This window comes from Limnohabitans sp. (assembly GCF_017848645.1).
GTDB lineage: Bacteria > Pseudomonadota > Gammaproteobacteria > Burkholderiales > Burkholderiaceae_C > Limnohabitans_A.
The window spans coordinates 1-24,666 of sequence record NZ_JAFEIF010000070.1 but is presented as its reverse complement, the minus strand read 5'-3'; the positions used below and the strand labels follow the sequence as shown (position 1 = coordinate 24,666).

25 protein-coding genes are annotated in these 24,666 nt (G+C 63.4%); 13 read left to right on the top strand and 12 right to left on the bottom strand.

What is annotated here, in order from left to right; all coding sequences use genetic code 11:
• The first annotated feature begins 142 nt into the window (after positions 1–142).
• Genes QZ190_RS15000 through gloA form a run of 3 tightly spaced genes read left to right on the top strand, consistent with a single transcriptional unit; the run spans position 143 to position 1,971 of the window.
• Complete coding sequence (locus QZ190_RS15000; protein WP_291917792.1) at positions 143–955, top strand: SDR family NAD(P)-dependent oxidoreductase; 813 nt, start codon at positions 143–145, stop codon at positions 953–955.
• A 36-nt stretch (positions 956–991) separates the two neighbouring features.
• Positions 992–1,564, top strand: coding sequence for a PaaI family thioesterase (locus QZ190_RS14995; RefSeq protein ID WP_291917789.1), 573 nt, complete (start codon positions 992–994; stop codon positions 1,562–1,564).
• Complete coding sequence (gene gloA, locus QZ190_RS14990; RefSeq protein ID WP_291917785.1) at positions 1,561–1,971, top strand: lactoylglutathione lyase; 411 nt, start codon at positions 1,561–1,563, stop codon at positions 1,969–1,971. Before QZ190_RS14995 ends, gloA begins: the two co-directional genes overlap by 4 nt.
• Positions 1,972–1,974: 3 nt before the next feature.
• On the opposite strand, the gene eda is transcribed toward gloA, so the two are convergent.
• The 3 genes from eda to QZ190_RS14975 form a co-directional block, all read right to left on the bottom strand.
• The gene (eda, locus tag QZ190_RS14985) at positions 1,975–2,622 is read right to left on the bottom strand and encodes a bifunctional 4-hydroxy-2-oxoglutarate aldolase/2-dehydro-3-deoxy-phosphogluconate aldolase (RefSeq protein WP_291917783.1); all 648 of its coding nucleotides are present in this window, start codon (positions 2,620–2,622) and stop codon (positions 1,975–1,977) included.
• On the bottom strand, positions 2,613–4,454 hold the full coding sequence (edd, locus tag QZ190_RS14980) for a phosphogluconate dehydratase (RefSeq protein WP_291917779.1): 1,842 nt from the start codon (positions 4,452–4,454) through the stop codon (positions 2,613–2,615). The genes eda and edd overlap by 10 nt, the downstream gene beginning before the upstream one ends.
• A gap of 168 nt (positions 4,455–4,622) precedes the next feature.
• The gene (locus QZ190_RS14975) at positions 4,623–4,859 is read right to left on the bottom strand and encodes a hypothetical protein (RefSeq protein WP_291917777.1); all 237 of its coding nucleotides are present in this window, start codon (positions 4,857–4,859) and stop codon (positions 4,623–4,625) included.
• 52 nt (positions 4,860–4,911) lie between these two features.
• On the opposite strand from QZ190_RS14975, the gene QZ190_RS14970 reads away from it, so the two are divergent.
• Both QZ190_RS14970 and pdxH read left to right on the top strand, forming a co-directional pair.
• A complete protein-coding gene (locus QZ190_RS14970) occupies positions 4,912–5,526 on the top strand; it encodes a gamma-glutamylcyclotransferase (RefSeq protein ID WP_291917774.1) in 615 nt (204 codons plus the stop codon).
• Positions 5,527–5,649: 123 nt separating this feature from the next.
• Positions 5,650–6,282, top strand: a complete 633-nt coding sequence (gene pdxH, locus QZ190_RS14965) for a pyridoxamine 5'-phosphate oxidase (protein WP_291917772.1) — start codon at positions 5,650–5,652, stop codon at positions 6,280–6,282.
• 6 nt (positions 6,283–6,288) lie between these two features.
• Here pdxH and QZ190_RS14960 read toward each other — a convergent pair whose 3' ends face one another.
• The 7 genes from QZ190_RS14960 to QZ190_RS14930 form a co-directional block, all read right to left on the bottom strand.
• Positions 6,289–7,194 (bottom strand): alpha/beta fold hydrolase, encoded by a 906-nt coding sequence (locus QZ190_RS14960; RefSeq protein WP_291917769.1) that lies wholly within the window; start codon positions 7,192–7,194, stop codon positions 6,289–6,291.
• A 56-nt stretch (positions 7,195–7,250) separates the two neighbouring features.
• A complete protein-coding gene (locus QZ190_RS14955) occupies positions 7,251–8,207 on the bottom strand; it encodes an AEC family transporter (RefSeq protein ID WP_291917767.1) in 957 nt (318 codons plus the stop codon).
• Between the two features lie 83 nt (positions 8,208–8,290).
• On the bottom strand, positions 8,291–10,300 hold the full coding sequence (locus QZ190_RS14950; protein WP_291917764.1) for a TonB-dependent receptor: 2,010 nt from the start codon (positions 10,298–10,300) through the stop codon (positions 8,291–8,293).
• A 78-nt stretch (positions 10,301–10,378) separates the two neighbouring features.
• Positions 10,379–10,801, bottom strand: coding sequence for a DUF2946 family protein (locus tag QZ190_RS14945; RefSeq protein ID WP_291917761.1), 423 nt, complete (start codon positions 10,799–10,801; stop codon positions 10,379–10,381).
• Positions 10,802–10,826: 25 nt separating this feature from the next.
• Positions 10,827–11,066: a hypothetical protein gene (locus QZ190_RS14940; protein ID WP_291917758.1), complete on the bottom strand. Its 240-nt coding sequence runs from the start codon at positions 11,064–11,066 to the stop codon at positions 10,827–10,829.
• A gap of 38 nt (positions 11,067–11,104) precedes the next feature.
• On the bottom strand, positions 11,105–11,638 hold the full coding sequence (gene msrA / locus QZ190_RS14935; RefSeq protein ID WP_291917755.1) for a peptide-methionine (S)-S-oxide reductase MsrA: 534 nt from the start codon (positions 11,636–11,638) through the stop codon (positions 11,105–11,107).
• A gap of 28 nt (positions 11,639–11,666) precedes the next feature.
• Positions 11,667–12,557 (bottom strand): LysR family transcriptional regulator, encoded by an 891-nt coding sequence (locus QZ190_RS14930; protein WP_291917752.1) that lies wholly within the window; start codon positions 12,555–12,557, stop codon positions 11,667–11,669.
• A gap of 101 nt (positions 12,558–12,658) precedes the next feature.
• On the opposite strand from QZ190_RS14930, the gene QZ190_RS14925 reads away from it, so the two are divergent.
• From QZ190_RS14925 to QZ190_RS14895, 7 genes are all read left to right on the top strand, one after another.
• A complete protein-coding gene (locus tag QZ190_RS14925) occupies positions 12,659–13,846 on the top strand; it encodes an acyl-CoA dehydrogenase (RefSeq protein WP_062403789.1) in 1,188 nt (395 codons plus the stop codon).
• A 183-nt stretch (positions 13,847–14,029) separates the two neighbouring features.
• Positions 14,030–14,674, top strand: coding sequence for a TetR/AcrR family transcriptional regulator (locus tag QZ190_RS14920; protein WP_291917746.1), 645 nt, complete (start codon positions 14,030–14,032; stop codon positions 14,672–14,674).
• A gap of 27 nt (positions 14,675–14,701) precedes the next feature.
• Positions 14,702–15,877, top strand: a complete 1,176-nt coding sequence (locus QZ190_RS14915) for an efflux RND transporter periplasmic adaptor subunit (protein ID WP_291917744.1) — start codon at positions 14,702–14,704, stop codon at positions 15,875–15,877.
• Between the two features lie 13 nt (positions 15,878–15,890).
• Positions 15,891–19,046 (top strand): efflux RND transporter permease subunit, encoded by a 3,156-nt coding sequence (locus QZ190_RS14910; protein WP_291917741.1) that lies wholly within the window; start codon positions 15,891–15,893, stop codon positions 19,044–19,046.
• Positions 19,047–19,088: 42 nt separating this feature from the next.
• Entirely contained in the window at positions 19,089–19,748 is a 660-nt protein-coding gene (locus tag QZ190_RS14905) for a protein-L-isoaspartate O-methyltransferase (RefSeq protein WP_291917739.1), read from the top strand.
• 7 nt (positions 19,749–19,755) lie between these two features.
• Entirely contained in the window at positions 19,756–20,085 is a 330-nt protein-coding gene (locus QZ190_RS14900; RefSeq protein WP_291917737.1) for a rhodanese-like domain-containing protein, read from the top strand.
• A gap of 64 nt (positions 20,086–20,149) precedes the next feature.
• On the top strand, positions 20,150–21,466 hold the full coding sequence (locus QZ190_RS14895; RefSeq protein WP_291917735.1) for a TolC family outer membrane protein: 1,317 nt from the start codon (positions 20,150–20,152) through the stop codon (positions 21,464–21,466).
• 51 nt (positions 21,467–21,517) lie between these two features.
• Here the strand turns inward: QZ190_RS14895 and QZ190_RS14890 are convergent, their stop codons facing one another.
• Together QZ190_RS14890 and QZ190_RS14885 are read right to left on the bottom strand one after the other, a co-directional pair.
• Entirely contained in the window at positions 21,518–22,792 is a 1,275-nt protein-coding gene (locus tag QZ190_RS14890; protein ID WP_291917795.1) for a 3-deoxy-D-manno-octulosonic acid transferase, read from the bottom strand.
• Between the two features lie 56 nt (positions 22,793–22,848).
• On the bottom strand, positions 22,849–23,913 hold the full coding sequence (locus tag QZ190_RS14885) for a glycosyltransferase family 4 protein (protein ID WP_291917732.1): 1,065 nt from the start codon (positions 23,911–23,913) through the stop codon (positions 22,849–22,851).
• Positions 23,914–24,032: 119 nt separating this feature from the next.
• On the opposite strand from QZ190_RS14885, the gene QZ190_RS14880 reads away from it, so the two are divergent.
• Positions 24,033–24,666 (top strand): glycosyltransferase family 25 protein (locus QZ190_RS14880; RefSeq protein WP_291917730.1); only part of this gene is annotated, 634 nt, incomplete at its 3' end.

The following is a 24,666-nucleotide window of genomic DNA, read 5'->3' as shown; positions in this document are numbered from 1 at the left end:
GGGTCATGAAGGGGAGATTCCTGGACAATGCCTGCGGGGGGCGATACCAGCATTGTCGTCGCTCCCGCTTGCAGGTGACAGACCGTCGCGCCGGACTGTGGCAGCATGCCCCTCATTTGAACCCACTGCCAGGAGTTTTGACATGCCCACAACCCTCTCCAACGCCCTGTCCAATGGCCTCTCTTTTGGCCTGCAAGGCCGCGTGGTCATCGTCACCGGCGCGGCCAATGGCATTGGCGAGGCCTGCGCCCGCCGCTTTGCGGGTGAAGGCGCCCATGTGGTGCTGGCCGACGTGAACAGCGAGCGCGGCGCGGCCGTGGCGGCCGAATTGCGCAGCGCAGGCCACAGCGCCGGTTTCATGGCCTGCGACGTCTCGCGCAAGGCCGATGTGGATGCTTTGGTAGACCATGTGCTGCAGGCCTTTGGCCGCATCGACGTGCTGGTCAACAACGCGGGTATTTTCCGGGCGGCTGATTTTCTGGACGTGACCGAAGAAGACTTTGATGCCGTGATCAACGTGAACATCAAGGGCTCCTTCCTGATGGGCCAGGCCGCAGCCCGGGCCATGAAAAGCACCGGGGGCGGCGCGATTGTCAACATGAGCTCGGTCAACGCGGTGCTGGCCATCCCCAACATCGCCAGCTACAACGTGAGCAAAGGCGGCATCAACCAGCTCACCCGCGCGATGTCGCTGGCCCTGGCCGACTTTGGCATCCGCGTGAACGCAGTGGCCCCGGGCACCATTGCCACCGAACTGGCCCGCCAAGCGGTGCTGACCAGCGAGGCCGCCGAAAAGAAAATCATGATGCGCACGCCCATGAAACGCCTGGGCGAACCCGACGAGGTGGCCAAGGTGGTGGCGTTTTTGGCCAGCGATGCGGCCAGCTACATCACCGGTGAAATCGTCACTGTGGACGGCGGGCGCATGGCACTCAACTACACCGTGCCTGTTTGATAAAAGTTTAAGAATAGCTTGAGAGAAACCATTTTCATGAGCACCACGACCGACACACGCCCCAATGATTTAGAGGCCTGGCTGGCCCAGGAGCGCGACGTGCGCGCACGCATCGATACCGGGGTCGGCCCCGGTGTGGCCCGCCCTGAGCAAGTGGCGGGCAAGACGGGCTTGCAGGTCATGCAGGGTCTGCTGACGGGCGAGTTGCCTTTTGCGCACATGGCCAAAACGCTGGACTTCATGCTGATCGAGGTCGGCCCGGGACTGGCCATTTTTCAGGGCACACCCGGCGTGCAGCACCTCAACCCTTTAGGCACAGTGCATGGCGGCTGGTTTGCCAGCCTGCTCGACTCGGCTCTGGGCTGCGCGGTGCACACCCTGATGCCGCCCGGGCGTGGCTACACCACGGCCGACTTGAGCGTGAAACTGGTCAAGGCCATCACCCCAAAAGTGCAGCGTGTGCGGGCCATTGGCAAAGTGCTGCACTGCGGCCGCCAACTGGCCACCGCCGAAGCCCAGCTGGTCGGCCCCGATGGCACGCTGTATGCGCACGCCAGCACCGCTTGCCTTGTTTTTGAAATCCCCTCAACCCACGGAAATAAACCATGAGACTCCTTCACACCATGCTGCGCGTGGGCGACCTGCAACGCTCCATCGACTTTTACACCCAGGTGATGGGCATGAAGCTGCTGCGCACCTCGGAAAACCCCGAGTACAAATACTCGCTGGCCTTTGTGGGCTACGGCAACAACCCCGACCACGCCGAGCTGGAGTTGACCTACAACTGGGGCACGGAAAGCTACGAGATGGGAACCGCCTACGGCCACATCGCCTTGGGCGTCCCCGATGCCTATGCTGCTTGCGAAAAGATCAAAGCCGCTGGCGGCAAGGTCACCCGCGAAGCCGGCCCCGTCAAAGGCGGCACCACCGTGATCGCCTTTGTCACCGACCCCGATGGCTACAAGGTGGAGTTGATTCAGCGAGCCGAGTTTGCCGGTGGGCAAGGGCTGCGCTGAAACTCAGCGCGGCAAAAGACTCGCTTCGCGTGCCAACGCTTCGATGCGCACCCAATCACCTTGGGCCAGCGCGTCGGCAGGCACCAACCACGAGCCGCCCACACAAGCCACATTCGGCAGACTCAAAAAGTCCAAGGCGTTACCGGGGGTGACGCCGCCCGTGGGGCAGAACTTCACGTCAAAGAACGGGCCGCCCCAGGCTTTGAGCATGGCCGGGCCACCCGCTTGCATGGCCGGGAAAAACTTGAGTTCGGTGTAGCCGTCTTCTTGGGCCATCATGATTTCGCTGCCGGTGGCCACACCGGGCAAAAGTGACAAACCGTGGTCGCGGCAGGCCTGCCCCACGGCACGGGTGTAGCCGGGGCTGACGGCAAACTGCGCGCCCGCTTTGGCTGCAGCCGCAGCGTCAGCCGGGCTGCGCACGGTGCCTGCCCCCACCACCGCGCCGGGCACTTCCTTGGCAATGGCTTCCATGCAGGCCAACGCCTGCGGGGTGCGCAGGGTGACTTCGAGCATGCGGATGCCGCCCGCCACCAGGGCGCGGGCCATGGGCACGGCGTGGGCTACATCGTTGAGCACGATCACGGGGATCACGGGCGCGTCCTGCATCACTTGCAGGGCAGTCAAATGTCCACTCAGATTCACAGCCATGTGCAGGCTCCTTCTTCGGCTTTGAGCGCGTTGCGGCGCAGGTTGGCAAACAGTTCACGGCCCATGCCCACGCCGTTGGCAGTGCGCAATTCAGCGGGCATTTGGGCCGCAGGGCGGGAGGCCCATTCGGCTTCGCTCACCAGCACTTGCAGGGTGCCTGCCACGCCATCGAGGCGGATCAGGTCACCGTCTTGCACTTTGGCCAGTGGGCCACCTGCTGCGGCTTCGGGTGAGACGTGAATGGCGGCTGGCACTTTGCCCGACGCGCCGCTCATGCGGCCATCGGTGACCAGCGCGACCTTGTAGCCTTTGCCCTGCAACACGGCCAGCGGCGGCGTGAGTTTGTGCAGCTCGGGCATCCCGTTGGCCTGCGGGCCTTGCCAGCGCACCACACACACGACATCACAGTCCAGTTCTCCGGCTTTGAACGCGGCTTGCAATTCGTCTTGTGAATTGAACACGCGAGCCGCAGCTTCGATGACATGAAAGGCTTCAGGCACGGCAGAAATCTTGATCACGCTGCGGCCCAGATTGCCTTGGAGCAATTTCAAGCCCCCCGTGGCGCTGAACGGGCTGCTGGCGGGGCGCACCACGGTGTCGTCTTTGCTGGCCCCGGCATCGGTCCAGATCAACTGGCCATTTGGGGCAGACGGGATGCGGGTAAATTCGCGCAGGCCCCCGGCACGCACCGTCAGCACATCGGCGTGCATGAATCCGGCGTCGAGCAGCTCGCGGATCACATAGCCCGGGCCGCCTGCGGCCTGGAACTGGTTCACATCGGCGCTGCCGTTGGGGTAGACACGGGTGAGCAGCGGCACCACATCCGACAGGGCCGAAAAATCGTCCCAGTCGATCACAATGCCCGCCGCACGCGCCACCGCCACCCAATGGATCAAATGGTTGGTCGAGCCGCCCGTGGCCAGCAAGGCCACCATGGCGTTGACGATGCAGCGCTCGTCCACCACATACCCAATGGGTGTGAAGTTTTTGTCCTTGACCAGAGCCAGCACGGTTCGGGCGGCTTCGCGGGTCAGCTCGGTGCGCACGCCATCGCCCGGGTTGATGAAGGCCGTGCCCGGCACATGCAGACCCATGGCTTCGAGCAGCATTTGGTTGCTGTTGGCCGTGCCGTAAAAGGTGCAGGTGCCTTCGCCGTGGTAGGCCTTCGATTCGGCCTCTAGCAACTCGGGGCGGCCCACCAGGCCCAGCGCCGCTTGTTCGCGCACCTTGGATTTTTCGTTGTTGGACAGGCCACTGGTCATGGGGCCAGCCGGCACAAACACGGTGGGCAAATGGCCGAACTGCAAAGCGCCAATGAGCAGACCAGGCACGATCTTGTCGCACACGCCCAGCATCAGGGCAGCGTCAAACACATCGTGGCTGAGCGACACCGCTGTGGCCATGGCGATCACGTCGCGGCTGAACAGGCTCAGCTCCATGCCGGGTGTGCCTTGCGTGACGCCGTCGCACATGGCAGGCACGCCCCCGGCCACCTGGGCGGTGGCGCCCAGTTTGCGGGCTTCGTCTTTGATCAGGTCTGGGTAGTGCTGCAGCGGCGCATGGGCCGAGAGCAGGTCGTTGTAGGCATTCACGATGCCGATGTTGGGCGCACGCGGGGCCACCACTTTGATTTTGTCGAGCGCCGTGGCGCGGCTTTTGTCGTCCTCGGGCATGGCGGCAAAGGCGTGGGCCACATTGGCGCAGCCCAGGCGCTGGGCACCGGGGTCCTGGCGGGCTGCGGCATCGACCTGCTGCAAATAGGCCTGGCGGGTGGGGCGGCTGCGCTCGGTGATGCGGGCGGTGACGGCCGCCACGGTGGGGTGAATGTTCATGGGGGATGCGCCTGGAGGGTCTGTAACAAAATTACACGACAGATGGTAACCGCGTTCCTGCGATTTGGTGCGTTGGCGCGGTTACAGACTGGGTACAAGCGAGAGGCAGCCCCCAAACAGGCGCAAAAAAACCCGCCGAGGCGGGTTTTTAGCGCGTTGTGCGGCGAATCACTTGGGGGCAGAGGCATCTGCCGCAGGGGCCGAAGCGTCAGCAGCAGGTGCGGAAGCATCTGCCGCAGGGGCGGAGGCTTCAACAGCGGGTGCCGTGGCTGCAGGGGCCGCTGCCGGTGCGGCTTTTTTGCTCTTGGCAATGCCAAAACCGACCGCCAGGCCCACGGCCAGCACGATCACGGCCACCAAAACGGTCCAGACTACGGGTTGATTGTCATCTTGAGGGGTCGACATGGGGGTTTTTCTCCGAAAATAGTGGGCAGATTGTAATGGGGCCCAATTGCACATGACTGACACACCCGCCGATGCGCCCAGCACGCCTGCTGCCGCTGGCCGTGCCACGGCATTTCAGGGCGCTTTGCTCGACCAATTCCGGGCACAAACGGCGGGCCGGGATTTGTGGGTATTTGGCTACGCCTCGCTCTTGTGGCGGCCCGAGTTTGAGGCCCAGGAGCAGCACATCAGCCGCGTCTGGGGTTGGCACCGCGCCCTGAAAATGTGGAGTCGGCTCAACCGCGGCAGCCCCGAGTGCCCGGGCCTGGTGTTTGCCTTGTTGCCCGGTGGCAGCTGCCAGGGCGTGGCCTACCGGGTGGCCCGCGACCAGGCCGACGAGGTGCTGGTGCGACTATGGGAGCGCGAAATGCCCATGGACGTCTACACCCCCAGCTGGCTGCCTTGCAACACGCCGCAAGGCCCAGTGCAGGCGCTGGCCTTTACCCTGCCGCGCAGCAGCCCCAGCTTCACAGGCCAGTTGCCTGCCGAGACCTACCGGCAAATTTTTCAGCAGGCCTGCGGGCGCTTTGGCACCACGCTGGACTATGCCCGCCAAACCTACGACAGCCTGCGGGCCCACGGCATCGAAGACCGGGCACTGGCCACACTGCTGCGCCACGCTGACTGAGCGTTGAGCGCGATGCGGGTGACGACCCGTGTCGATCAGGGGGCACGGCATCCATGCAGCTCAAAGCCCTCCGGATTGCGCTGACTCAATGCATGACAAGGCCATATCCCTATACTTGCCGCCATGAACATCGCCGACCTGCGCAAGAGCTACGAAAAAGCCGAGCTCAACGAAAACGCCTCCCACGCCGACCCCTTGCAGCAATTTGCACAATGGTTGCAAGAGGCCATCGCCGCCGAAGTGCCCGAGCCCAACGCCATGACGCTGGCCACCGTGGCCAGCAACCTGCGCCCCAGCACCCGGGTGGTGCTGATCAAGGGCTATGACGAGCGCGGCATCGTCTGGTACACCAACTACGACAGCCGCAAGGGGCAGGAGCTGGCGGGCAATCCGTTTGCGGCGCTGCAGTTTCACTGGGTTGAACTCGAACGTGTGGTGCGCATCGAAGGCCGGGTGGAAAAGGTCTCAGACAAAGAAAGCGACGCCTACTTCCACAGCCGCCCACTGGACTCGCGCATCGGGGCTTGGGCCTCGCCACAAAGCCAGGTGATCGACGGACGCACGGTGCTGGTGACCAACGCCGCCAAATACGCGGCGCAGTTCATGCTCAACCCGCCACGCCCGCCACACTGGGGCGGCTACCGCCTGGTGCCCGACAACTGGCAGTTTTGGCAAGGGCGCAAAAGCCGCTTGCATGACCGCCTGCGTTACACCCAAGAGGGCAGCGGCTGGCTGCGTGAACGCTTGGCGCCTTAAGACAGGTCAAGCCAAAGGCTTGCGAGCTGCAGCCTCAAACACCCGGTAAGCCGCCATGAAAGTGTCGATGTCTTCGAAGTAAGGCATGGCCCCGGCTTGCATGACCGTCACCTGCCAGTTGGGCCGATGGCGCACCAGGTCCAGCGCCCGGTAATCGGTGAAGTCGCCCCGGGTGCCGTGCACCACCCACACCGGCAGGCGCAGGCTTTCGTAGACGTTGTGCATGTCGGCGCTGAACAAGCCCCCGCTCAAAAAAGACAAAGGCGCTTGCTCCGCGTTGGGCACATGGGCTGTGCGCACCGCATAGGCCCACAGCGTTTCATCAATGTCTTTGCCGCCCCAGGTGCGTTGCAAGAAGTAACGCACCACCGAAGGCCGCGACAGCTGCCGAAACAAAAAGCGCCCCCAGCCCGGCCCCGGGCTGCGCAAGAAACGGTCGAACCCGGCCATGAACAGCGTGCTGCCCGCAGGCTGGCGCAAGGACTTGCCGCCCCGAAAGCCCGTGGGGCTGACCAAGGCCAAAGCGGCGAACAGCTGCGGCGTCTGCTGGGCCACGCGGGCCACAAATTCGCACGACAGGGACACGCCCACGGCCTGCAGCGGCTGGCCCGGGTGCCGCTGCGCCACCCATTGCGCCACTTGGCCGATGGCGGCGCACATGTCGCCCACGGTGTAGGCGCGTGACCAGCGCTCAGACAAACCGTAGCCTGGCAAGTCGAGGGCGTAGACGCTGTGGTCTTGGCACAAAGCCTCAAACAGTGGGCGGACCTCCGCCGCCGAAGCCAGCGCGTTAACGCTGTGCACCAAGAGCACAGGAGGGCCTGAGCCCCCTGAGTACACCGCGATGCGCCCGCAGTCTCCGCTCAATGTGTTCAGATCGGCTTGGAGCGCAAGCGGCAGGGGTGTGTTCATGGCTGGATGTTAGGGCATGTGGTCAAACGGGCTACCGAATGTGTCGAATCCATGGATCAGCCTGGCAGCTCGGCCAGCAGGGCCATGGTCAATGAGATCCCCAGGATAGAGATGAGTGTGGACACGGCCACGGCGGCGGTCACGGTGTCTTCTTCCTTGCGGTAGCGCTGAGAGAACAAGAACACATTGGCCCCAATGGGCAAAGCCGCCGCCACCACCATGACCGACAAATGCAGGCCACGCAGGCCCAGCGCCCAGCCCAGCGCCAGCATGAGCGCCGGGTGCAAAACGGTTTTCACCAGCGAAGGCTTGAGGGCCGATGTGAACTGCCGCCCCACAGGCGTTTGCGACAAGGTAATGCCCACCAACACCAAGGCAATGGGGCCAAAGGCGCTGCCCAGCAAAGCCAGGGGACGGTCCACCACGGGATGCAAGCCCCAGCCTGTTTGGGCATAGGCCAGACCCAACAAAATGGGCAAAGGCACAGGGTGAATGATGGCGTTGCGCACGGCCGATGCCACTGTGCGCCAGATGGGCCGCCGCTCACCCGACAAAGCCGCTTGCTCGTGCGCCACTTGCAGCTCCAGCACCAGCGTGGCGGCACTGAGCAAGACGAGCGCATGCAGCGAAATCAAGGTGAACAGCAGCACCTGACCTTCTTGGCCATAGGCCAGACCGATCAGGGGCACACCGATCATCAAGGTGTTGCTGAAAATGCCAGCCAGTGCCAGCACCGAGGCCCGGCTGTTGCCACCATAAGCCCACAGCATGGCGACAAACAAAACGCCAGCCACCAAAAAGTATTGCACCACCGGCTTGAAATCGAGCTGCTCGATGTACACGCTGCTCATGGTGCGAAACAGCAAAGCCTGCGTCAGCACCAGAAACACCAGGTTCGACAAATCGCGCACCGACTCACCCCGCACCAGCTTGGCCTTGCCTGCGACAAAGCCAATCAAAATGAGCAGCACCACGGGCAAGAGGGAGGACAGGACGGGGTGATCAAGGTTCATGGCTGGATTATCCCGACCTGCCTGCGCCTGATTTCAGCGGAAACCACGTAGCGCCGCCGCCTTGGGCGACGCCACGCAAGCCTTTAGAACGTGGCCTGAACCCCCAACTTGAAGCTGCGCCCCGGCAAAGGCGACTTGCCAAAAGCGGTGCTCGTGAGGATGGAACTGGCGCTGTAGGCCAGTTGGTCGCTCAGGTTGTCCAGGCGGGCAAACCAGTTGAGCACCGTGGCGTCGAGCTTTTGGCGGTATGACACGCTGGCATTGACCAAGGTGTAGGCGCCCGTGGCCACACTGCCCTCGGGCACGCGCTTTTGCGCCGCATGCCAGTCGGCCCCCAGCTTGGCGCTCCAAGGCCCTTGGCCGTGCACCAGGGTAGCGCCCACACGCAGGGGCGAGATGCGCGGCAAGGGCTCGCCCGTGCTGCGGTTGCTGGCCCGCACGCTGTCGGCACGCCAATCCAGATCGAGCGTCGAAGCGCCCTGCCACAGGCGCTGGCGACCGCTGGCTTCCAGGCCCCTGAATTGGGCCTTGACGCCTTGGTAAAGCTGCACGGGCAAGTCTTCCTCGATATCCGAGGTGTTCATCAAACCAATGTAGTTGGCAAACTGGCTGGCAAAGGCCGTGACATTCACACTGTCGGGGCCGGACTTCCACTGCACACCCGCATCCAGGCTCTTGGACTTTTCCAGACCCAGGTCTTTGTTGCCGATTTCCCAGGCGTGGGTGGCCAGGTGCGGGCCGTTGGCAAACAACTCGTAGTCTTTGGGGGCACGCTGCGTCATGGCCGCGTTGCCGGTCAAAGACCATGCGGGCGAGAGCTTGAACACCGACCCAGCGGCCACACTGAAGGGCGTGAATTTTTGGGCACCCATGCCCTCGTCAAAACGATCCAGTTCGGGGTTGCCCAAGGATTCGACCCGCACCGACTCCCAACGCGCCCCGGCCGTGAATTGGCCCCAGGCGGTGGGCCGCTCTTCGAGCACAAAAAGGGCCTGGCTGCGCGTGCGGCTGAAGGGGGCAAAGGCTTCATCACCCACCGCAGAAAATCGGCTCGATTCGGTCTGAAAACCCACCACGCCTTGCCACCCCGCCAACGTGCGGTGCCGCGCCTCGATGCGCAGGTCCTGACCCTTGTTGGCAAACACGGTGCCCGCTTGCGCGCCCTCAAACTCGGTGTGCTGGTAATCGGTGTGGCTCAGGCGGGCTTTGACGGTTTCGAACCAGCCCGGCAGTTGGCGCACTTGGCCCTCCAGCGCATAGCGGGTGGTCTTCATGCCAATCGTCACTTCGTCTTCGGCCACGGTGCCGTAATCGCTTTGGTAGGTGTTGACCGATGCGCCCAAATAGCCGTGGTCCCAGAAGGTGCTGGCCCCCAAAGCACCACCCCGGGCGGTGCTGGCCGAGTTGCAGATGCGCCGGGCGTTGGCAGGCGAGCCGGGTTTTGTGCATTCGAGCGACACCGGCACCCGCACATCGCCTGTGCGGCGGTCAAAACCGTCCAGGTGCAGGGCATAACGTTCGTTGCCGGCCTCCACCAAACCGGCCACGCTGCGCTCGTCGTTGCCCGTGCCCGCTTGCAGCTGGGCCTTGCCCAACACACCTGAGACCGGCGCGCGCGGGATGCGGTTGTCGATCACGTTGACCACGCCGCCCACGGCGCTGCCGCCATAAAGCAAGGCTGCCGGGCCGCGCAAGACCTCGATGCGGTCGGTGGACAAGGCATCCAGCGGCACCGCATGGTCGTAGCTCAGCGCCGAGGCGTCGAGGCTGGAGGCGCTGTTGTTCAGCACCCGGATGCGGTCGCCATCAAGCCCGCGAATGGTGGGGCGGCTGGCGTTGGGGCCAAAGTAGGTGCTGGACACGCCGGGCAAACCGTTCAGGGTTTCGCCCAAAGTGCTTTGCCCGCGCTCGAGCAGGTCGGCACGGCCCATGGTGCTCACAGGCACGGTGGTGCTGTCGCGGCCCAAGGGGTTGCCGGTGATGACGATTTCACCGGGCGCGCCCGGTGTGGCGCTTTGCGCCCAGGCATTTGAAAAAGACAAAGTGGCCACGCAGGCGCAAGCCAAGGCCGAAAGCTGCAAAGAATGGGTCATACAAAGGTGATTTGAAAAACAGGAACAGCCCAGCGCCTTCCGCCACAGACGGAAAGCCAGCCAGGCAAGATCAGGGATTCAAATCAGCGCAGGCGGCGCACGGGCTTGCGCCGGGGACCAGAGGTCTTGGTCCGGGTAAAAAGTCGACCGAAAGATGGGGGGCTCTGTGGCCTCCATCGGGGCCAGACCGGTTGAGCAAGGTGCACTCAGCCGTTCGGCTTGGGACAGATGGTCCAGCAGACGGCACAGATCGGCGTCGGCCTCGTGACCTAAAGCATCTGAATGGCCTTTGTGCCGATGTTCATCGTGCACATGCCCATCGGGCGCATGCGCCTGAAGCAGCCCCGCGTGGACCGAGAGCGCCTGCCGAGTCCCGCGTTCACTGCCATGTTCAAAGCCGTGCCCAATGTTGTGCAGATGCCCCCAAAGTGGGGCCCACAGCAAGGCTGCCACCAGCAGGGTGTGCAGCCAAACAGGCAGGCGTGAACGCGAAAAACTCATGACGGCTGAGGTGGACAGCGGCGGATCAATGCGCGTGCTTCATGCCGCAGTACTTGCCCAACGCCAGGCCCTTGCAGGCGGTTTGCAGCTCTTTGGTGCATTGCTCGGGTTTTTTACCGGACTCCAGGCATTTGGCCGCCGCTTCGTGCGCTTCGGCCATGGCCCGGTGGCGGGCGATGTCTTGCTCCACTTCCTTCTTGCTGTGTTGGGCCACAGCGCCCCAGGACAAGCTCACGGCGAAGATGAAAAAAGCGATGCGGTTCATGGGTTTCCTCGATGTTGAACAGTGGGATGGGCAGCGGCTCAGTCGCGCACCAACCGGGTGAAAGTTTTTTTGAATTTGGCCACCTTGGGAGCGGCCACGGCCATGCAGTAGCCCTGGTAGGGGTTGCGCTCAAAGAAGTCCTGGTGGTAGTCCTCGGCCGCGCTGTAGTTGGCCAGCGCCAGCACCTCGGTCACGATGGGTTGGCCAAAGGCGCGGGCCGCCGCCAGCTCGGCGATCAGGGCGCGGGCTTCTTCGGCCTGCTCAGGGGTGGTGAAGTAGATGCCGCTGCGGTATTGCGTGCCCACGTCGTTGCCCTGGCGGTTCAAGGTGGTCGGGTCGTGGATCACAAAAAAGATTTCGAGCAGCTCGCGGGTGCTGACTTGCTTGGGGTCGTATTCGAGCTTGACCACTTCGTTGTGACCCGTGCGGCCGGTGCAGACTTCATCGTAGGTGGGGGCCACGGTCTGGCCGTTGCAGTAGCCCGACTCCACATCGGTCACACCGCGCACCTTGACGTAGACCGCCTCGGTGCACCAAAAACAGCCGCCACCCAAAACCAGGGTTTGCATCATGTGGGTTCCTTGATCAATAGGGTTGGCATTATCCGTGGGGCAGCAGCCCGCCCCGCACCGCCTGCACAAAGTCCCCCAGCGCCGTCTGGTCTCGCTCGCTGCGCCACAGGCAACGGGTGTCGTAACGGGCATCGACCTCGCGCAGCGGCACAAACACCGCGCCCGCCAGGGCCGACTGCTGCAGGGCCTGCGGCACCAAGGCCACGCCCAGGCCTTGCGAGACCAGAGACACCACGCTCAGCCAATGGCGCAACTCGTGCACGACCTGAGGCATCCAGCCGGCCTGTTCGCACAGCATCACGATGCGTTCGTGGTAATCGGGCGAGACGGTGCGCGACACCACCACCAGGTCTTGCCCGGCCAGTTCTGCCAGCGCCACACTGGCCGCGCCTGCCAAGGGGTGGCTGGCGGGCAAACACGCCACCAAGGGCTGGCTGGCCACCAGAATCTGCTCAAAACCCGGCGGCACCCGAGGCGTGTGCACAAAACCCACATCGAGCCGGTCGCGCAGCAATTCAGACAACTGCTCGGACGAGCTGAGTTCGCGCAGCACCAGGCGCAAACGCGGGTGGCTGGTCTGAAAACTGCTCAGAATCTGGGGCAAACCGCAATACAACATGGTCCCGGCAAAGCCAATGTGCAGCTGGCCCGACTGGCCCTCGGCCACATCACGCGCCTCACGCGCCGCCGCACTCGCCTGCGCCAGCAGTGCCCGGGCAGCGGGCACAAAGGCCTGGCCTGCCGCCGTGAGCTGCACGCCCCGGCTGTTGCGGGTGAACAGCTGCGCCCCCACCGAGGCTTCAAGCTGCTGGATGTTCAGGCTGAGCGGCGGCTGTGAGATGGACAGACGCTGGGCCGCGCGGCCAAAGTGCAGCTCTTCGGCCAGCATCAGGAAATAGCGCAGGTGACGGAATTCCATGAATTAAAATAATGTATTAATGAATAGCCAATCAATATTAGACAACTATTCATCCCGACCTGACAATCGGCTTCAAGATTTTTTTCACGGAGACACCCCACATGGCCACCACCAAAAACACCTTCAGCTGGGAAGACCCCTTCAACCTCAGCGCACAACTGACCGACGACGAGCGCCAGGTGCAAGAAGCCGCCCGCGCCTACTGCCAGGAACGCCTGCTGCCCCGCGTGAAAGACGCTTTCCTGAACGAGACCACCGACGTGGCCATCTTCCGCGAGATGGGCGAACTGGGCCTCTTGGGTGCCACCATCCCCGAGCAATACGGCGGCGCGGGCCTCAACTACGTCTGCTACGGCTTGGTCGCACGCGAAGTCGAGCGCGTGGATTCGGGCTACCGCTCCATGATGAGCGTGCAGTCTTCTTTGGTGATGTTGCCCATCAACGACTTTGGCTCTGAAGCCCAAAAGCAAAAATACCTGCCCAAACTGGCGCGTGGCGAGTGGATCGGCTGCTTTGGCCTGACCGAACCCAACCACGGCTCGGATCCCGGCAGCATGATCACCCGCGCCAAGAAAGTGGACGGCGGCTACAGCATCAGCGGCGCCAAGATGTGGATCACCAACAGCCCCATCGCCGACGTGTTCGTGGTCTGGGCCAAGGACGACGGCGGCCAGATCCGTGGCTTCATTCTGGAAAAAGGCTGGAAAGGCCTGTCGGCACCGGCTGTGCACGGCAAAGTGGGCCTGCGTGCTTCGATCACCGGCGAGATCGTCATGGACGAAGTCTTCTGCCCCGAAGAAAACGCCTTCCCTGAAGTGCGTGGCTTGAAAGGCCCCTTCACCTGCCTGAACAGCGCCCGTTACGGCATCGCTTGGGGCGCCTTGGGCGCCGCCGAAGACTGCTACGCCCGCGCACGTCAGTACGTGATGGACCGCCAGCAGTTTGGCCGCCCCTTGGCCGCCAACCAGCTGATCCAGAAGAAACTGGCCGACATGCTGACCGAAATCAGCTTGGGCCTGCAAGGCTGCTTGCGCCTGGGCCGCATGAAGGACGAAGGCACCGCTTCAGTGGACCTGACCTCCATCCTCAAACGCAACAGCTGCGGCAAGGCTCTCGACATCGCCCGCATGGCGCGTGACATGATGGGTGGCAACGGCATCAGCGCCGAATACGGCGTGGCCCGCCACCTGGTGAACCTGGAGGTGGTCAACACCTACGAAGGCACACACGATGTGCACGCCCTGATTTTGGGACGCGCGATCACCGGGATTCCCGCTTTCTCGAACTGAGGCCACTCGGCCAACACGACTCAGTCGGCCAGACATCCGGACGGCGCAGGGTCTTTTTGTCATCACCAAAAAGGGGCTTCGGTCCCTTTTTTACATCTGCGCATCTGTTAGCGTGCGCCAGCAGCTTGACGACAAGTCCGCTCCGGGCGTACAGTACTAACCAGTCAGTCATTAGCTCATCCTTTGATCCCCACCGACCCCCTCCTCCCCCACAAACGCGAACGCCGCAAACAAGACCGCCCGGGCGAACTGCTCGAGGCAGCTTTGGATCTGTTTGTGGAAAAAGGCTTTGCCGCCACCCGCGTCGAAGAAGTCGCCTTGCGCGCTGGCGTGTCCAAGGGCACGCTGTTTTTGTACTTTCCCAGCAAGGAAGACCTGTTCAAGGCCGTGGTGCGCGAGAACGTGGTGGGGCCCGTGGCCCAGGGCGCGGCCGAAGTGGCGCAGTTTCAGGGCAGCACCAGCGAATTGATCGAGTGGATGATGCTGCAGTGGTGGCGGCGCTATGGGGCCACCAAGGCTTCGGGCATTTCCAAACTGGTGATGAGTGAGGCCAGCAACTTTCCGGACCTGGCGGATTTTTTCCGCACCGAAGTCATCACGCCCGCCCATGCCTTGGTACGCAGCGCCTTGCAGCGCGGCATCGACCAAGGGGAGTTCCGCGCCGTCAACGTGGAGTTGACGCTGCACTCGGTCATGTCGCCGCTGCTGTTTTTGGTCATGTGGAAGCACTCCATGGGACCGTGCTGCCCCAGCCACGAACAGATTGACCCGGAAGCCTTCATCTCGCAACACGCCCAATTGCTGGCGCGTGGTCTGTCTCCCGCTTGATCCACCACCGATCACACCCTTCTCACCATGAAAAAATCAACCCTCTGGATCCTCTCGGCCGTGGCCGTGGCCGCACTGCTGGCAGGCGGTGCCCGCTGGGCCAGCCAGCGCCAAGCGGCGAAAACCCCGACAGTCCCCTCCGCCGCCGTGGTGCCCAGCATTGAGCTGGCCGCCTCCGACGTGTTCACCGCCCGCACACAGACCCTGGGCCTGGGCATCGCGGTCTCGGGCGCGCTCAAAGCCAGCCAAAGCGCCATCGTCAAAGCCCGCGTGGCCGGTGAGTTGCAAGAACTCAGCGTGCGCGAAGGCGACCGCGTCCAGGCCGGGCAGGTGGTCGCCCGCATCGACCAAACAGAATACCTGGCGCGTGTGCGCCAGGCCCAGCAGCAAGCCGATGCGGCCCGCGCCCAGGTGGACATTGCCCAGCGCCAGTTTGACAACAACCAGGCGCTGGTGAACCAGGGCTTCATCTCGCAAACTGCCCTGCTCACCTCGCAGGCCAGCCTGAACGGGGCCAAGGCCACGCACGCAGCCGCGCTGGCAGCGCTGGACTTGGCCAACAAGTCACTGGCCGATGCCACGCTGCGCTCGCCCTTGTCGGGCGTGGTGGCGCAGCGCCTGGCCCAGCCGGGCGAGCGCGTGGCCATCGATGCCCGGCTGATCGAGGTGATCAACCTCTCGCAACTGGAACTCGAAGCGGCCCTGACGGCAGAAGAAGCCAGCCGCGTGCGGGTGGGCATGACAGCGCAGCTGCAAGTCGAGGGCGTGGACGCACCGGTCACTGCCAAAGTCTTGCGAATCAACCCCAGCGCCCAGATGGGCAGCCGCAGCATCGTGGTCTACCTGGGCGTCACAGGCCGCGAAGGCTTGCGCCAGGGCCTCTTTGCGCAAGGGAGTCTGGGCACACAAACCATGCAAGTGCTGGCCGTGCCCGTGAGCAGCGTGCGCACCGACAAACCCCAGCCTTATGTGCAGGTGGTGCAAGACGGCAAGGTGGTGCACATCACGGTGCGAACCGATGTGCGCAGCGAAGGCGAGCGGGAAAGCCTGGTGGCGGTGACCGGCGTTTCTGAAGGCGCACAAGTGCTGTCGGGCAGCGTGGGTACGGTGCGCGAAGGGGTTCAAGTCAAGTTCACTGCACCGCCCCAGTCTGCGGTGACCTCGCCAGCCGCTCCGGCTTCGCCCGCCAGCGCAGCGAAATAAAAGGGTTTACAGCATGTGGTTCACCCGCGTCAGCCTGCAAAACCCGGTTTTTGCCACCATGGTCATGTTGGCCCTGGTGGTCCTGGGCCTGTTCTCCTTCCAGCGCCTCAAAGTCGACCAGTTCCCCAACATCGACTTTCCGGTGGTCGTCATCACCACCGAATACCCCGGGGCCTCTCCCGAGATCGTGGAAAGCGAAGTCTCGAAAAAGATCGAGGAAGGCGTCAACTCGATTGCCGGCATCAGCGCCCTGACCTCGCGCAGCTACGAAAACCAGTCGGTCGTTGTGATCGAATTCCAGCTGCAGATCGACGGCCGCAAAGCCGCTGAAGATGTGCGCGAAAAAGTTGCCTCGCTGCGCCCCCTGCTGCGCACCGAAGTCAAAGAGCCCCGGGTGCTGCGCTTTGACCCGGCCAGCCGCGCCGTGTGGTCGCTCGCTGTCATCCCCGAGGGCAATCAACTCAACGCCGTGGAGCTGACCAATTGGTCCGAACAGGTGCTCAAAAAGCGCCTGGAGAATGTGCGCGGTGTCGGCTCTGTCACCTTGGTGGGCGGCAGCAAGCGCGAGATCAACCTGTATTTGCAACCGGCCAACATGGAAGCGCTGGGTGTCACGGCCGAGCAGGTGGTGGCCGCTGTGCGCAACGAAAACCAAGATTTGCCCGTGGGCGCGATCCGCTCGCTGCAGCAAGAGCGCATGGTGCAAATCAGCTCGCGCATGGCGCGGCCCGAAGACTTTGGCCGCATCATCGTGGCGCGCAAAAACGGCTCGCCGATTCGCCTGTCACAAGTGGCCACGGTGCAAGACGGCGCGCAAGAGCTGGAGAACCTGGCGCTCTACAACGGCCAGCGCACGCTGCTGATGTCGGTGCAAAAGTCGCAGGACGAAAACACCATCCAGGTGGTGGACGGCCTGGTCAAGGCCGTGGCCGAATTGCAGGGCCAGCTGCCGCCGGGTGTCAAGCTCGAACCCATCACGGACAACTCGCGGCCCATCCGCGTGTCCGTCAACAACGTGCGCCAGACCCTGATCGAGGGGGCCATCCTCACGGTGTTGATCGTGTTTTTGTTCCTCAACTCATGGCGCTCCACCGTGATCACGGGCCTGACACTGCCGATCTCGCTGATCGGCACCTTCATGTTCATGCAGATGTTCGGCTTCACCATCAACATGATCACGCTGATGGCGCTGAGTTTGTGTGTGGGCCTCTTGATCGACGACGCGATTGTGGTGCGCGAGAACATCGTGCGCCATGTGCAAATGGGCAAAAGTGCCTACAAGGCCTCTTTGGAGGGCACACAAGAAATTGGCCTGGCCGTGCTGGCCACCACCTTGTCCATCGTGGCGGTGTTTTTGCCGATCGGCTTCATGGAAGGGGTCATCGGCAAGTTCTTTCACGAGTTCGGCATCACCATCGTGGCGGCGGTGATGATCTCGATGTTTGTGAGCTTCACACTCGACCCGATGCTGTCCAGCATCTGGCACGACCCGGCCATCGACGCGCACGGCAAAAACCAAGCGCCTGTGAGCTTTTATGACAAAACCATTGGCCGCGTGACCGGCTGGTTTGACCGGGGCACCGAGCGCCTGGCCGATGGCTACCAGGGCATCTTGCGCTGGGCACTGGTGCACAAAAAATCCACCGTCTTTTTAGCGCTCGGCATTTTTGTGGCCAGCGTGTTCATGGTCCGTTTGCTCGGCACCGAGTTTGTGCCCAAGGCCGACTTTTCCGAGACCTCGCTCAAGTTCGAAACCCCGGTAGGCACCTCGCTCGAAGCCACCGAGGCCAAAACACGCCAGGTCGAGGCCATCCTGCGCGACTTCCCGGAAGTGCGCTACACCGTCAGCACCATCAACACCGCCAATGCGCAGGGCAAGAACAACGTCAACCTGTACATCCGTTTGGTGGACCGCAAAAACCGCAGCCGCAACGCCGACCAGATGTCCGCCGCACTTCGAGATCGCCTCAAACAAGTGCCCGGCATCGCGGTCACGCACGCCGGCTTGCTCGATGCCATTGGCGGCAACAAGCAAGTGGAGTTCTCGCTGCAAGGCCCGGACCAAAAAGAGCTGGAGCGCCTGGCGCTGCTGGCGCTGGCCAAGGTGCGGGACATTCCCGGCCTGGTGGATCTGGACTCCAGCGTCAAGCCCAACAAGCCTGTCATCGGTGTGGAAGTGCTGCGCGACTCGGCCTCGGACCTGGGCCTGGGCACGGCGCAACTGGCCGGGCCCCTGCGCACCCTGGTGGCCGGGCAAACCGTGGGCAACTGGCGCGCCCCGGACGACCAGACCTACGACGTGAACGTGCGCCTCTCGCCTGAAGCCCGCAACAGCCCGCAGGACCTGGAGCGCCTGCCCTTCATGGTGGCAGCTGCCGTCGATGGCAGCCCACGCATCGTGCGCCTGGGCCAGGTGGCCCGCGTCACCGAAACCACTGGCTCCAACCAGATCAACCGGCGCGACCTGATGCGCGAGGTGGCCATCAACGCCAACGTGTTCGGACGCTCAGCGGGTGAGGTTTCGGCCGACATCCGCCAAGCCATGGACAGCCTGAGCCTGCCGCCCGGCTACCGCTACAGCTTTGGCGGCTCGACCAAAAACATGGCCGAGTCCTTTGGCTACGCCTTGTCGGCCCTGGCCATGGCGGTGATCTTTATCTACATGATTTTGGCTAGCCAATTCAAGAGCTTCCTGCAGCCCCTGGCCCTGATGACCGCCCTGCCCCTGACCTTGATCGGCGTGGTGCTGGCCCTGATGGCGTTCCGCTCCACTTTGTCCATGTTCTCCGTCATCGGCGTGATCATGCTCATGGGCCTGGTCACCAAAAACGCCATCTTGCTGGTGGACTTTGCCATCCGCGCCCGCGAGGACGGCCTGGAGCGCAGCGAGGCCCTGCTGCTGGCGGCCAAGGTGCGGCTGCGCCCCATTTTGATGACCACTTTGGCCATGATTTTTGGCATGGTGCCACTGGCCTTTGCCCTGACCGAGGGTTCTGAGCAACGCGCGCCCATGGGCCAGGCGGTCATTGGCGGCGTCATCACGTCCTCGCTGCTGACCTTGGTGGTGGTGCCGGTGGTGTACTGCTACATGGACGATCTGGCCCAATGGTTGCGTGCCAAAGCTGGCATTGCGCCGGCCCGTCAGGGCCAGGACACCAGCGCCCCTTAAAATCAGTGGTTATTTGACCAAGACCCCGCAGGAGTAAAAAACATGGATCTGAACCAGGCCCGCTTCAACATGATTGAGCAGCAAATCCGCCCTTGGGAAGTGCTGGACCCGCAAGTGCTGGCGCTGCTGTCCACTGTGCGCCGTGAAGACTTTGTGCCCCTGGCGCACAAAGCCCTGGCTTTTGTGGACATGGAAATCCCGCTGGGTGCTGCCGCCAACCAGGTCATGTTGGCCCCGCGCGTGCAGGCCCGCTTGCTGCAAGACCTGGCCGTGCAAAAAACCGACAAGGTGCTGGATATTGGGACCGGCTCGGGTTTCATGGCCGCCATGCTGGCCCACCAGGCGGCCAGCGTGTTGAGCCTGGAGATCGACCCGGCCTTGGCCGCCCAGGCCCAAGCGAACCTGCAAAAAGCGGGCGTGAGCAATGCCACCGTGCGATGCGCCGATGGCAGCGCAGGCGCAGCCGCCGATGGCCCCTTTGATGCCATCGTGCTCAGCGGCTCGGTCGCCGAAGTGCCTGCCGCCTTGCTGCAGCAGCTGAGCGTGGGGGGGCGCCTGGCCACCATCGTGGGCGACGAGCCCATGATGCGCACCACGCTGATCACCCGTACTAGCACCAACAGCTGGACCACCACCGAACCTTGGGACTGCAACGCCCCACGCCTGTCCGGCTTTGCCGAGCCCTCACGCTTCAAATTCTGAGACCGCCATGCAGCAACTCTATCCCGCCCAAATCGCTGAATGGGCCAGCCAACAAGCCCAGCGCCCCGTCTTGCTCGATGTGCGCGAGGGCTGGGAAGTGCAGACCGCCAGCGCCAAGCCCGAGGCTTTGGACCTGCTGCACATGCCCATGCAGACCATCCCGGCACGCCTGCACGAACTCGACAAAACCCGCCCGATTGCGTGCCTGTGCCACCACGGCGGGCGCAGCATGCAAGTGGCCAGCTTCTTGATGCAGCACGGCTTTGAGGTGGTCAACGTGGCCGGGGGCATTCATGCCTGGTCGGCGCAAGTGGACCCCAGCATTCCGGTGTATTGAGTCTGTTTGTTGCGTCAGCTTTTGGCCCAATGTGGGCCCGACATTTTTTAACCAAAGACCCGCCATGAAACTGCGCACCTTGCCCCTGACTTTGGCCTTGATGGCCGCCTTTGCAAGCACCGCACAGGCCCAAAGCCTGGCCACGCTGTACGAAGCGGCCAAAAGCCACGACGCCACCTTCAAGTCGGCCCGCTCGCAGTACGAGGCCACCCTGGCCAGAGCCGAGCAAGCCAAGGCCTTGCTGCGGCCCACAGCGGGTTTGGGGGCCAACGTGTCCGAGACCGATCTGGACAACCAGTCCAACGCACTGGGCAGCCGCGCGTTTGGCACCCGCGCCCTCTCTCTGAGCGCCAGCCAGCCGCTCTACCGCCCGGCGAACCAGGCCAGCTATGAACAAGGCATGAAGCAAGTGGCCTTGGCCCAAGCCCAGCTGAAAGTGGCCGAGCAAGAACTCATCGTGCGCCTGAGCCAGGCTTACTTTGATGTGCTGACCGCGCAGGAAAGCCTGAACTTTGTCAAAGCCCAGAAATCGGCTGTGTCTGAGCAGCTCGCCGCCGCCAAGCGCAACTTTGAAGTGGGCACCGCCACCATCACTGACACGCGCGAGGCCCAAGCCCGCTTTGACCTGGTCACCGCACAAGAAATCGCCGCCGACAACGAGCTGCGCATCAAGAAACTGGCCTTGGACGACACGGTGGGCCAACGCGAAGTGACGCCCAAGCCCCTGCTGGGTGCGGTCAACCTGGACGGCCTGCAAAGCGGCAACATGGAATCATGGGTGGCGCAATCGGCCCAGGATAACGGCAACCTGGCCCAGGCCCGCATCGCCTTGGAAGTGGCCCAACTTGAAATCACCAAGGCCAAAGCCGCACTGCGCCCCACGCTCGACCTGACCGGCAGCTACGGCATGACCCGCTACCGCAATGGCAACATCAGCGCGCAGCCCAACACCAACGCCGCCACCGTCGGCCTGGCCTTCAACCTGCCGCTGTACACGGGGCAGGCTTCGCAAAACCGCATCAAGGAAACTGTGGCCCTGCAAGACAAGGCCCAGAGCGACCTGGAAGCGGCCCAGCGCAGCGTGGCGCAAGCCACCCGCACCGCCTTTTTGGGCCTGCAATCAGGCCTCAGCCAAGTCAAGGCCTTGCAAGCGGCCGAAACCTCCAGCCAAAGCGCGCTGGATGCCAACAAACTGGGCTATCAGGTGGGCGTGCGCATCAACATCGATGTGCTCAACAGCCAAAGCCAGCTCTTCCAGACCAAGCGCGACCTGGCCAAGGCCCGCCACGATGTCCTGCTGGGCCAGTTGCGCCTGCTTCAGGCCAGTGGAACCCTCAAAGCCGACGATCTGCAGAACATCACCAGCTTGTTGCAAAAATAAGCGGCATCCTCCTGTGCTCAGGGGCCATGCTCCAGGGCATCTGGCGAGGGTTCAGACCAGTCCCGCCAGCGCTTGGGCATAGCGCTGGGCAGCGCCCCGGCTTTGGGACACCAAATCCAGTCCTTTTTGGCGGGCTTTCGCCAATTCCTGAGGTTGGTTCAGCCAGACCATCACTTGGTCCAGCGCACCGTCCATGTCGCTGACCTTGGCTGCGGCCCCCGCTTGCTCGGCGTTTTGTGCAGCCTCTGCAAAGTTGAAGGTGTGCGGCCCCATGATGACCGGGCAGCCAAAAGCGGCGGCCTCGATCAGGTTTTGCCCTCCCAAGGGCATGAAACTGCCGCCCAGCAAAGCCATATCGGCGCTCTGAAAATACACAGGCATCTCGCCCAGGCTGTCACCCAGCCAGACTGACACCTTGTCGGTCCGAACAGGCAACGGCTGCCCCAGCTCCCAATTTGAGCGACGCACGACGTTCAGGCCCTGCGCCATCAACCCAGCGTGGATATCGTCAAAGCGCTGCGGGTGTCTGGGCACCAGCAACCAGACCACGCCCGCGGCCTGGAACGCGGCCAGCCGATCCGCTTTGGCCGTCAAGGCCTGCAACCACAAAGCCTCTTCTCCTTCGCGGCTGCTGGCCAGCATGACCACCGGGCAAGGCGCGCCTTGGCAGTGCCACTGCTGACGCCAGACTTGGGCCAAGGCCTGCGCATCGGGCTGGGGCTGCACGTCAAATTTGAGGTTGCCCAGCACCGCCTGCACCGTGGCACCCAGTTGCTGAAGGCGACGGCCGTCTTCAGGGCTTTGTGCCAACACCAAACGCAAGCCCCGATAAGCCGGGCCGGACAGCAGCGACCAGCGCAAACCCGAGCGCAGCGACTTGTCGTTGAGCCGAGCGTTGGCCAGGGCCAAGGGCACCCGCGCCTGCACACAAGCCTGCACCAGCGCAGGCCAGACCTCGGTCTCCATCAGGATGCCCAGGCGAGGCTGGTGGTGCTGCAAAAAACGCCGGGTGGCCTCTGGCGTGTCCCAGGGCAGCCAGGCCTGTGCATCGCCTGGTCGCAGCAAAGACTGACCCTGCGCCCAACCGGTGGCGGTGCTGTGGGTCAGCAGCAAGCGCATGTCAGGCCAAACAGCGCGCAAAGCATCGACCAACATGGCAGCGGCCCGCGTCTCCCCCAAGGAGACGGCATGCACCCAGATGCGCCCGGGATCCGGCGGGAGGCCATCGTAGAGGCCAAAGCGCTCAGGCATGCGCACCAGATAGCCGGGCTCTTGTTGGCCTCGGCGCAGAAGTTTGCGGCGCAGCAAGGGCTGCAAGGCGCGCATCACGCCGGCGTAGGCCCACAGCGCCAGGCGTTCTGCCCAGGACAAGCCTGCCCCCATCAAGGCCGGGCCGCCTGGTCAAACAACTGCTGGTACACCCGGCCAATGCCTTCGGCTTCCTTGGCCAAAGAAAAAGCTTGCGTCACCCGCGCCTGTGCGGCCTGGCCCATCTGCACGGCAGCGGGCAGATCGGCCAAAACCTGACGCACCGCAGCGGCCAGACCAGGGGCGTCGCCCGTGTCGACCAGCTCGCCAGTGACGCCCGGCTGCACCAGCTGGTCAAACGCCCCGGTGCGTGAACAGACCAAGGCACAGCCGGTAGCCGCCGCCTCGAACGGGGTCAGGCCAAAAGGCTCGTAACGCGGGCAGGCCACACACAGCAGGCAGCGCTGGTACCAACGATGCACCTCGCCAGCGGGCACTTCGCCCAGAAACACGATGCGATCCGACAAACCTGCCTGAGCGATCTTGTCGATCAGGGCCTGTTGGTAGGCCTGGTGCTGAGGCTGGGCCAACCCGGCGATCACGGCCGTGGCCCCCGGCAAATGCGGCAGGGCCTCGATCATGGCGTCGACAAACACATCGCTGCCTTTGTCGGGCCGGACCCGGCCAAACACGCCGATGCCGTATTGCCCGGGCAGCCCTGAATCGGCCCAGGCCTTGAGCTTGTCAGGGGGCGGCGCAAAGCGCGACAGATCAATGCCGTGCGGCACCACGGCGGTGGTGTTGGGCACAAAAGAGGCCGCCAGCGGCGTGGTCGAAATGACCGCGTCCATTTTGGAAATCAGCCAGCGTGGAAAGCGCCCATGCAAATGCTGGGCCGCCGAGGTGAAAACCAGCCGGATGGGCAAGCGCAGCACATTCCGGGCAAAAATGCCCAGCATCATTTCAGGGTCACGCCGCACGTGCCAGATCCGGAAGGCCCGCCCTGGCGGGGGCTGGCGCGACAAGGCCATGGCCTGCCCAGCGCTCATGCCCACCACGCCATTGGACATGGTGGTGCCGCAATAGCCCAGGCGCCATTGCGCCATTTGCAAAGGCACCAAGGCGTTGATGGTGGCGGACACACCCGTGTAGCGCTGCTTGATGTTGAAGACAATGACGTCGGGGTTGGGATGGAGCACGGGGTCCGAAGCTGAGTGGGTATCGGCAAATTATAGGGAGCGCCATCGGGCACAGCCGAGGGCCCGACCCGCCGTTGCCCATGCAGGTATATTTGGAGCACGACTGGAAGACGCCCCGGATGAAAACCTACATTTTGAATTTGCCCTCAGCGCTGGAGCGCCGGAACTTCCAGGCGCAACAAGCCGAGCGCCTGGGGCTGGATGCACTGTTCATCGATGCGCAAACCCCAGCCGACATTCCCGATGCGTTTTTTCAGGCCCACGCGTTTTCCTGGGAACGCCCCATCAAAATCACCGAAGTGGCTTGTTTCATGAGCCACCACCAGGTGTGGCAAAAGATTGCAGACAGTCTGGAGCCGGCCCTGGTGCTCGAAGACGACGCCATCCTGGCGCACAACACACCCGCGCTGCTCCAGTGGCTGTGCCAATGCGAGGGGGTCAACCACGTTTCACTGGAAACCCGGCAACGCCAAAAACTGCTGGGTCGGCGCTTCCAGGCGCCTGCGGGGCTGAATGCCCGCTTGCATCCCTTGTTACAAGACCGCACCGGAGCCGCCGCTTATGTGCTTTGGCCTTCTGGTGCACGGGTGCTCTTGGCCAAGTTCGAGCAGCAGGGCATGGGCCTGGCCGACGCCTTCATCTCCAGCACCTACCAACTCCAATCTTGGCAAACGGTTCCGGCCTTTGCCATTCAGGCGGACGTGGCCTCGGCCTATGGTGTTGCTTGCCCCATCGCACCCCACTCGCTGATTG

Bases quoted from the DNA above. Each gene is read 5' to 3' on its own strand.
- QZ190_RS15000 (WP_291917792.1), top strand. From the start codon at position 143: ATGCCCACAACCCTCTCCAACGCCCTGTCCAATGGCCTCTCTTTTGGC.
- QZ190_RS14995 (WP_291917789.1), top strand. From the start codon at position 992: ATGAGCACCACGACCGACACACGCCCCAATGATTTAGAGGCCTGGCTG.
- gloA (WP_291917785.1), top strand. From the start codon at position 1,561: ATGAGACTCCTTCACACCATGCTGCGCGTGGGCGACCTGCAACGCTCC.
- eda (WP_291917783.1), bottom strand. From the start codon at position 2,622: ATGGCTGTGAATCTGAGTGGACATTTGACTGCCCTGCAAGTGATGCAG.
- edd (WP_291917779.1), bottom strand. From the start codon at position 4,454: ATGAACATTCACCCCACCGTGGCGGCCGTCACCGCCCGCATCACCGAG.
- QZ190_RS14975 (WP_291917777.1), bottom strand. From the start codon at position 4,859: ATGTCGACCCCTCAAGATGACAATCAACCCGTAGTCTGGACCGTTTTG.
- QZ190_RS14970 (WP_291917774.1), top strand. From the start codon at position 4,912: ATGACTGACACACCCGCCGATGCGCCCAGCACGCCTGCTGCCGCTGGC.
- pdxH (WP_291917772.1), top strand. From the start codon at position 5,650: ATGAACATCGCCGACCTGCGCAAGAGCTACGAAAAAGCCGAGCTCAAC.
- QZ190_RS14960 (WP_291917769.1), bottom strand. From the start codon at position 7,194: ATGAACACACCCCTGCCGCTTGCGCTCCAAGCCGATCTGAACACATTG.
- QZ190_RS14955 (WP_291917767.1), bottom strand. From the start codon at position 8,207: ATGAACCTTGATCACCCCGTCCTGTCCTCCCTCTTGCCCGTGGTGCTG.
- QZ190_RS14950 (WP_291917764.1), bottom strand. From the start codon at position 10,300: ATGACCCATTCTTTGCAGCTTTCGGCCTTGGCTTGCGCCTGCGTGGCC.
- QZ190_RS14945 (WP_291917761.1), bottom strand. From the start codon at position 10,801: ATGAGTTTTTCGCGTTCACGCCTGCCTGTTTGGCTGCACACCCTGCTG.
- QZ190_RS14940 (WP_291917758.1), bottom strand. From the start codon at position 11,066: ATGAACCGCATCGCTTTTTTCATCTTCGCCGTGAGCTTGTCCTGGGGC.
- msrA (WP_291917755.1), bottom strand. From the start codon at position 11,638: ATGATGCAAACCCTGGTTTTGGGTGGCGGCTGTTTTTGGTGCACCGAG.
- QZ190_RS14930 (WP_291917752.1), bottom strand. From the start codon at position 12,557: ATGGAATTCCGTCACCTGCGCTATTTCCTGATGCTGGCCGAAGAGCTG.
- QZ190_RS14925 (WP_062403789.1), top strand. From the start codon at position 12,659: ATGGCCACCACCAAAAACACCTTCAGCTGGGAAGACCCCTTCAACCTC.
- QZ190_RS14915 (WP_291917744.1), top strand. From the start codon at position 14,702: ATGAAAAAATCAACCCTCTGGATCCTCTCGGCCGTGGCCGTGGCCGCA.
- QZ190_RS14910 (WP_291917741.1), top strand. From the start codon at position 15,891: ATGTGGTTCACCCGCGTCAGCCTGCAAAACCCGGTTTTTGCCACCATG.
- QZ190_RS14905 (WP_291917739.1), top strand. From the start codon at position 19,089: ATGGATCTGAACCAGGCCCGCTTCAACATGATTGAGCAGCAAATCCGC.
- QZ190_RS14900 (WP_291917737.1), top strand. From the start codon at position 19,756: ATGCAGCAACTCTATCCCGCCCAAATCGCTGAATGGGCCAGCCAACAA.
- QZ190_RS14895 (WP_291917735.1), top strand. From the start codon at position 20,150: ATGAAACTGCGCACCTTGCCCCTGACTTTGGCCTTGATGGCCGCCTTT.
- QZ190_RS14890 (WP_291917795.1), bottom strand. From the start codon at position 22,792: ATGCGCGCCTTGCAGCCCTTGCTGCGCCGCAAACTTCTGCGCCGAGGC.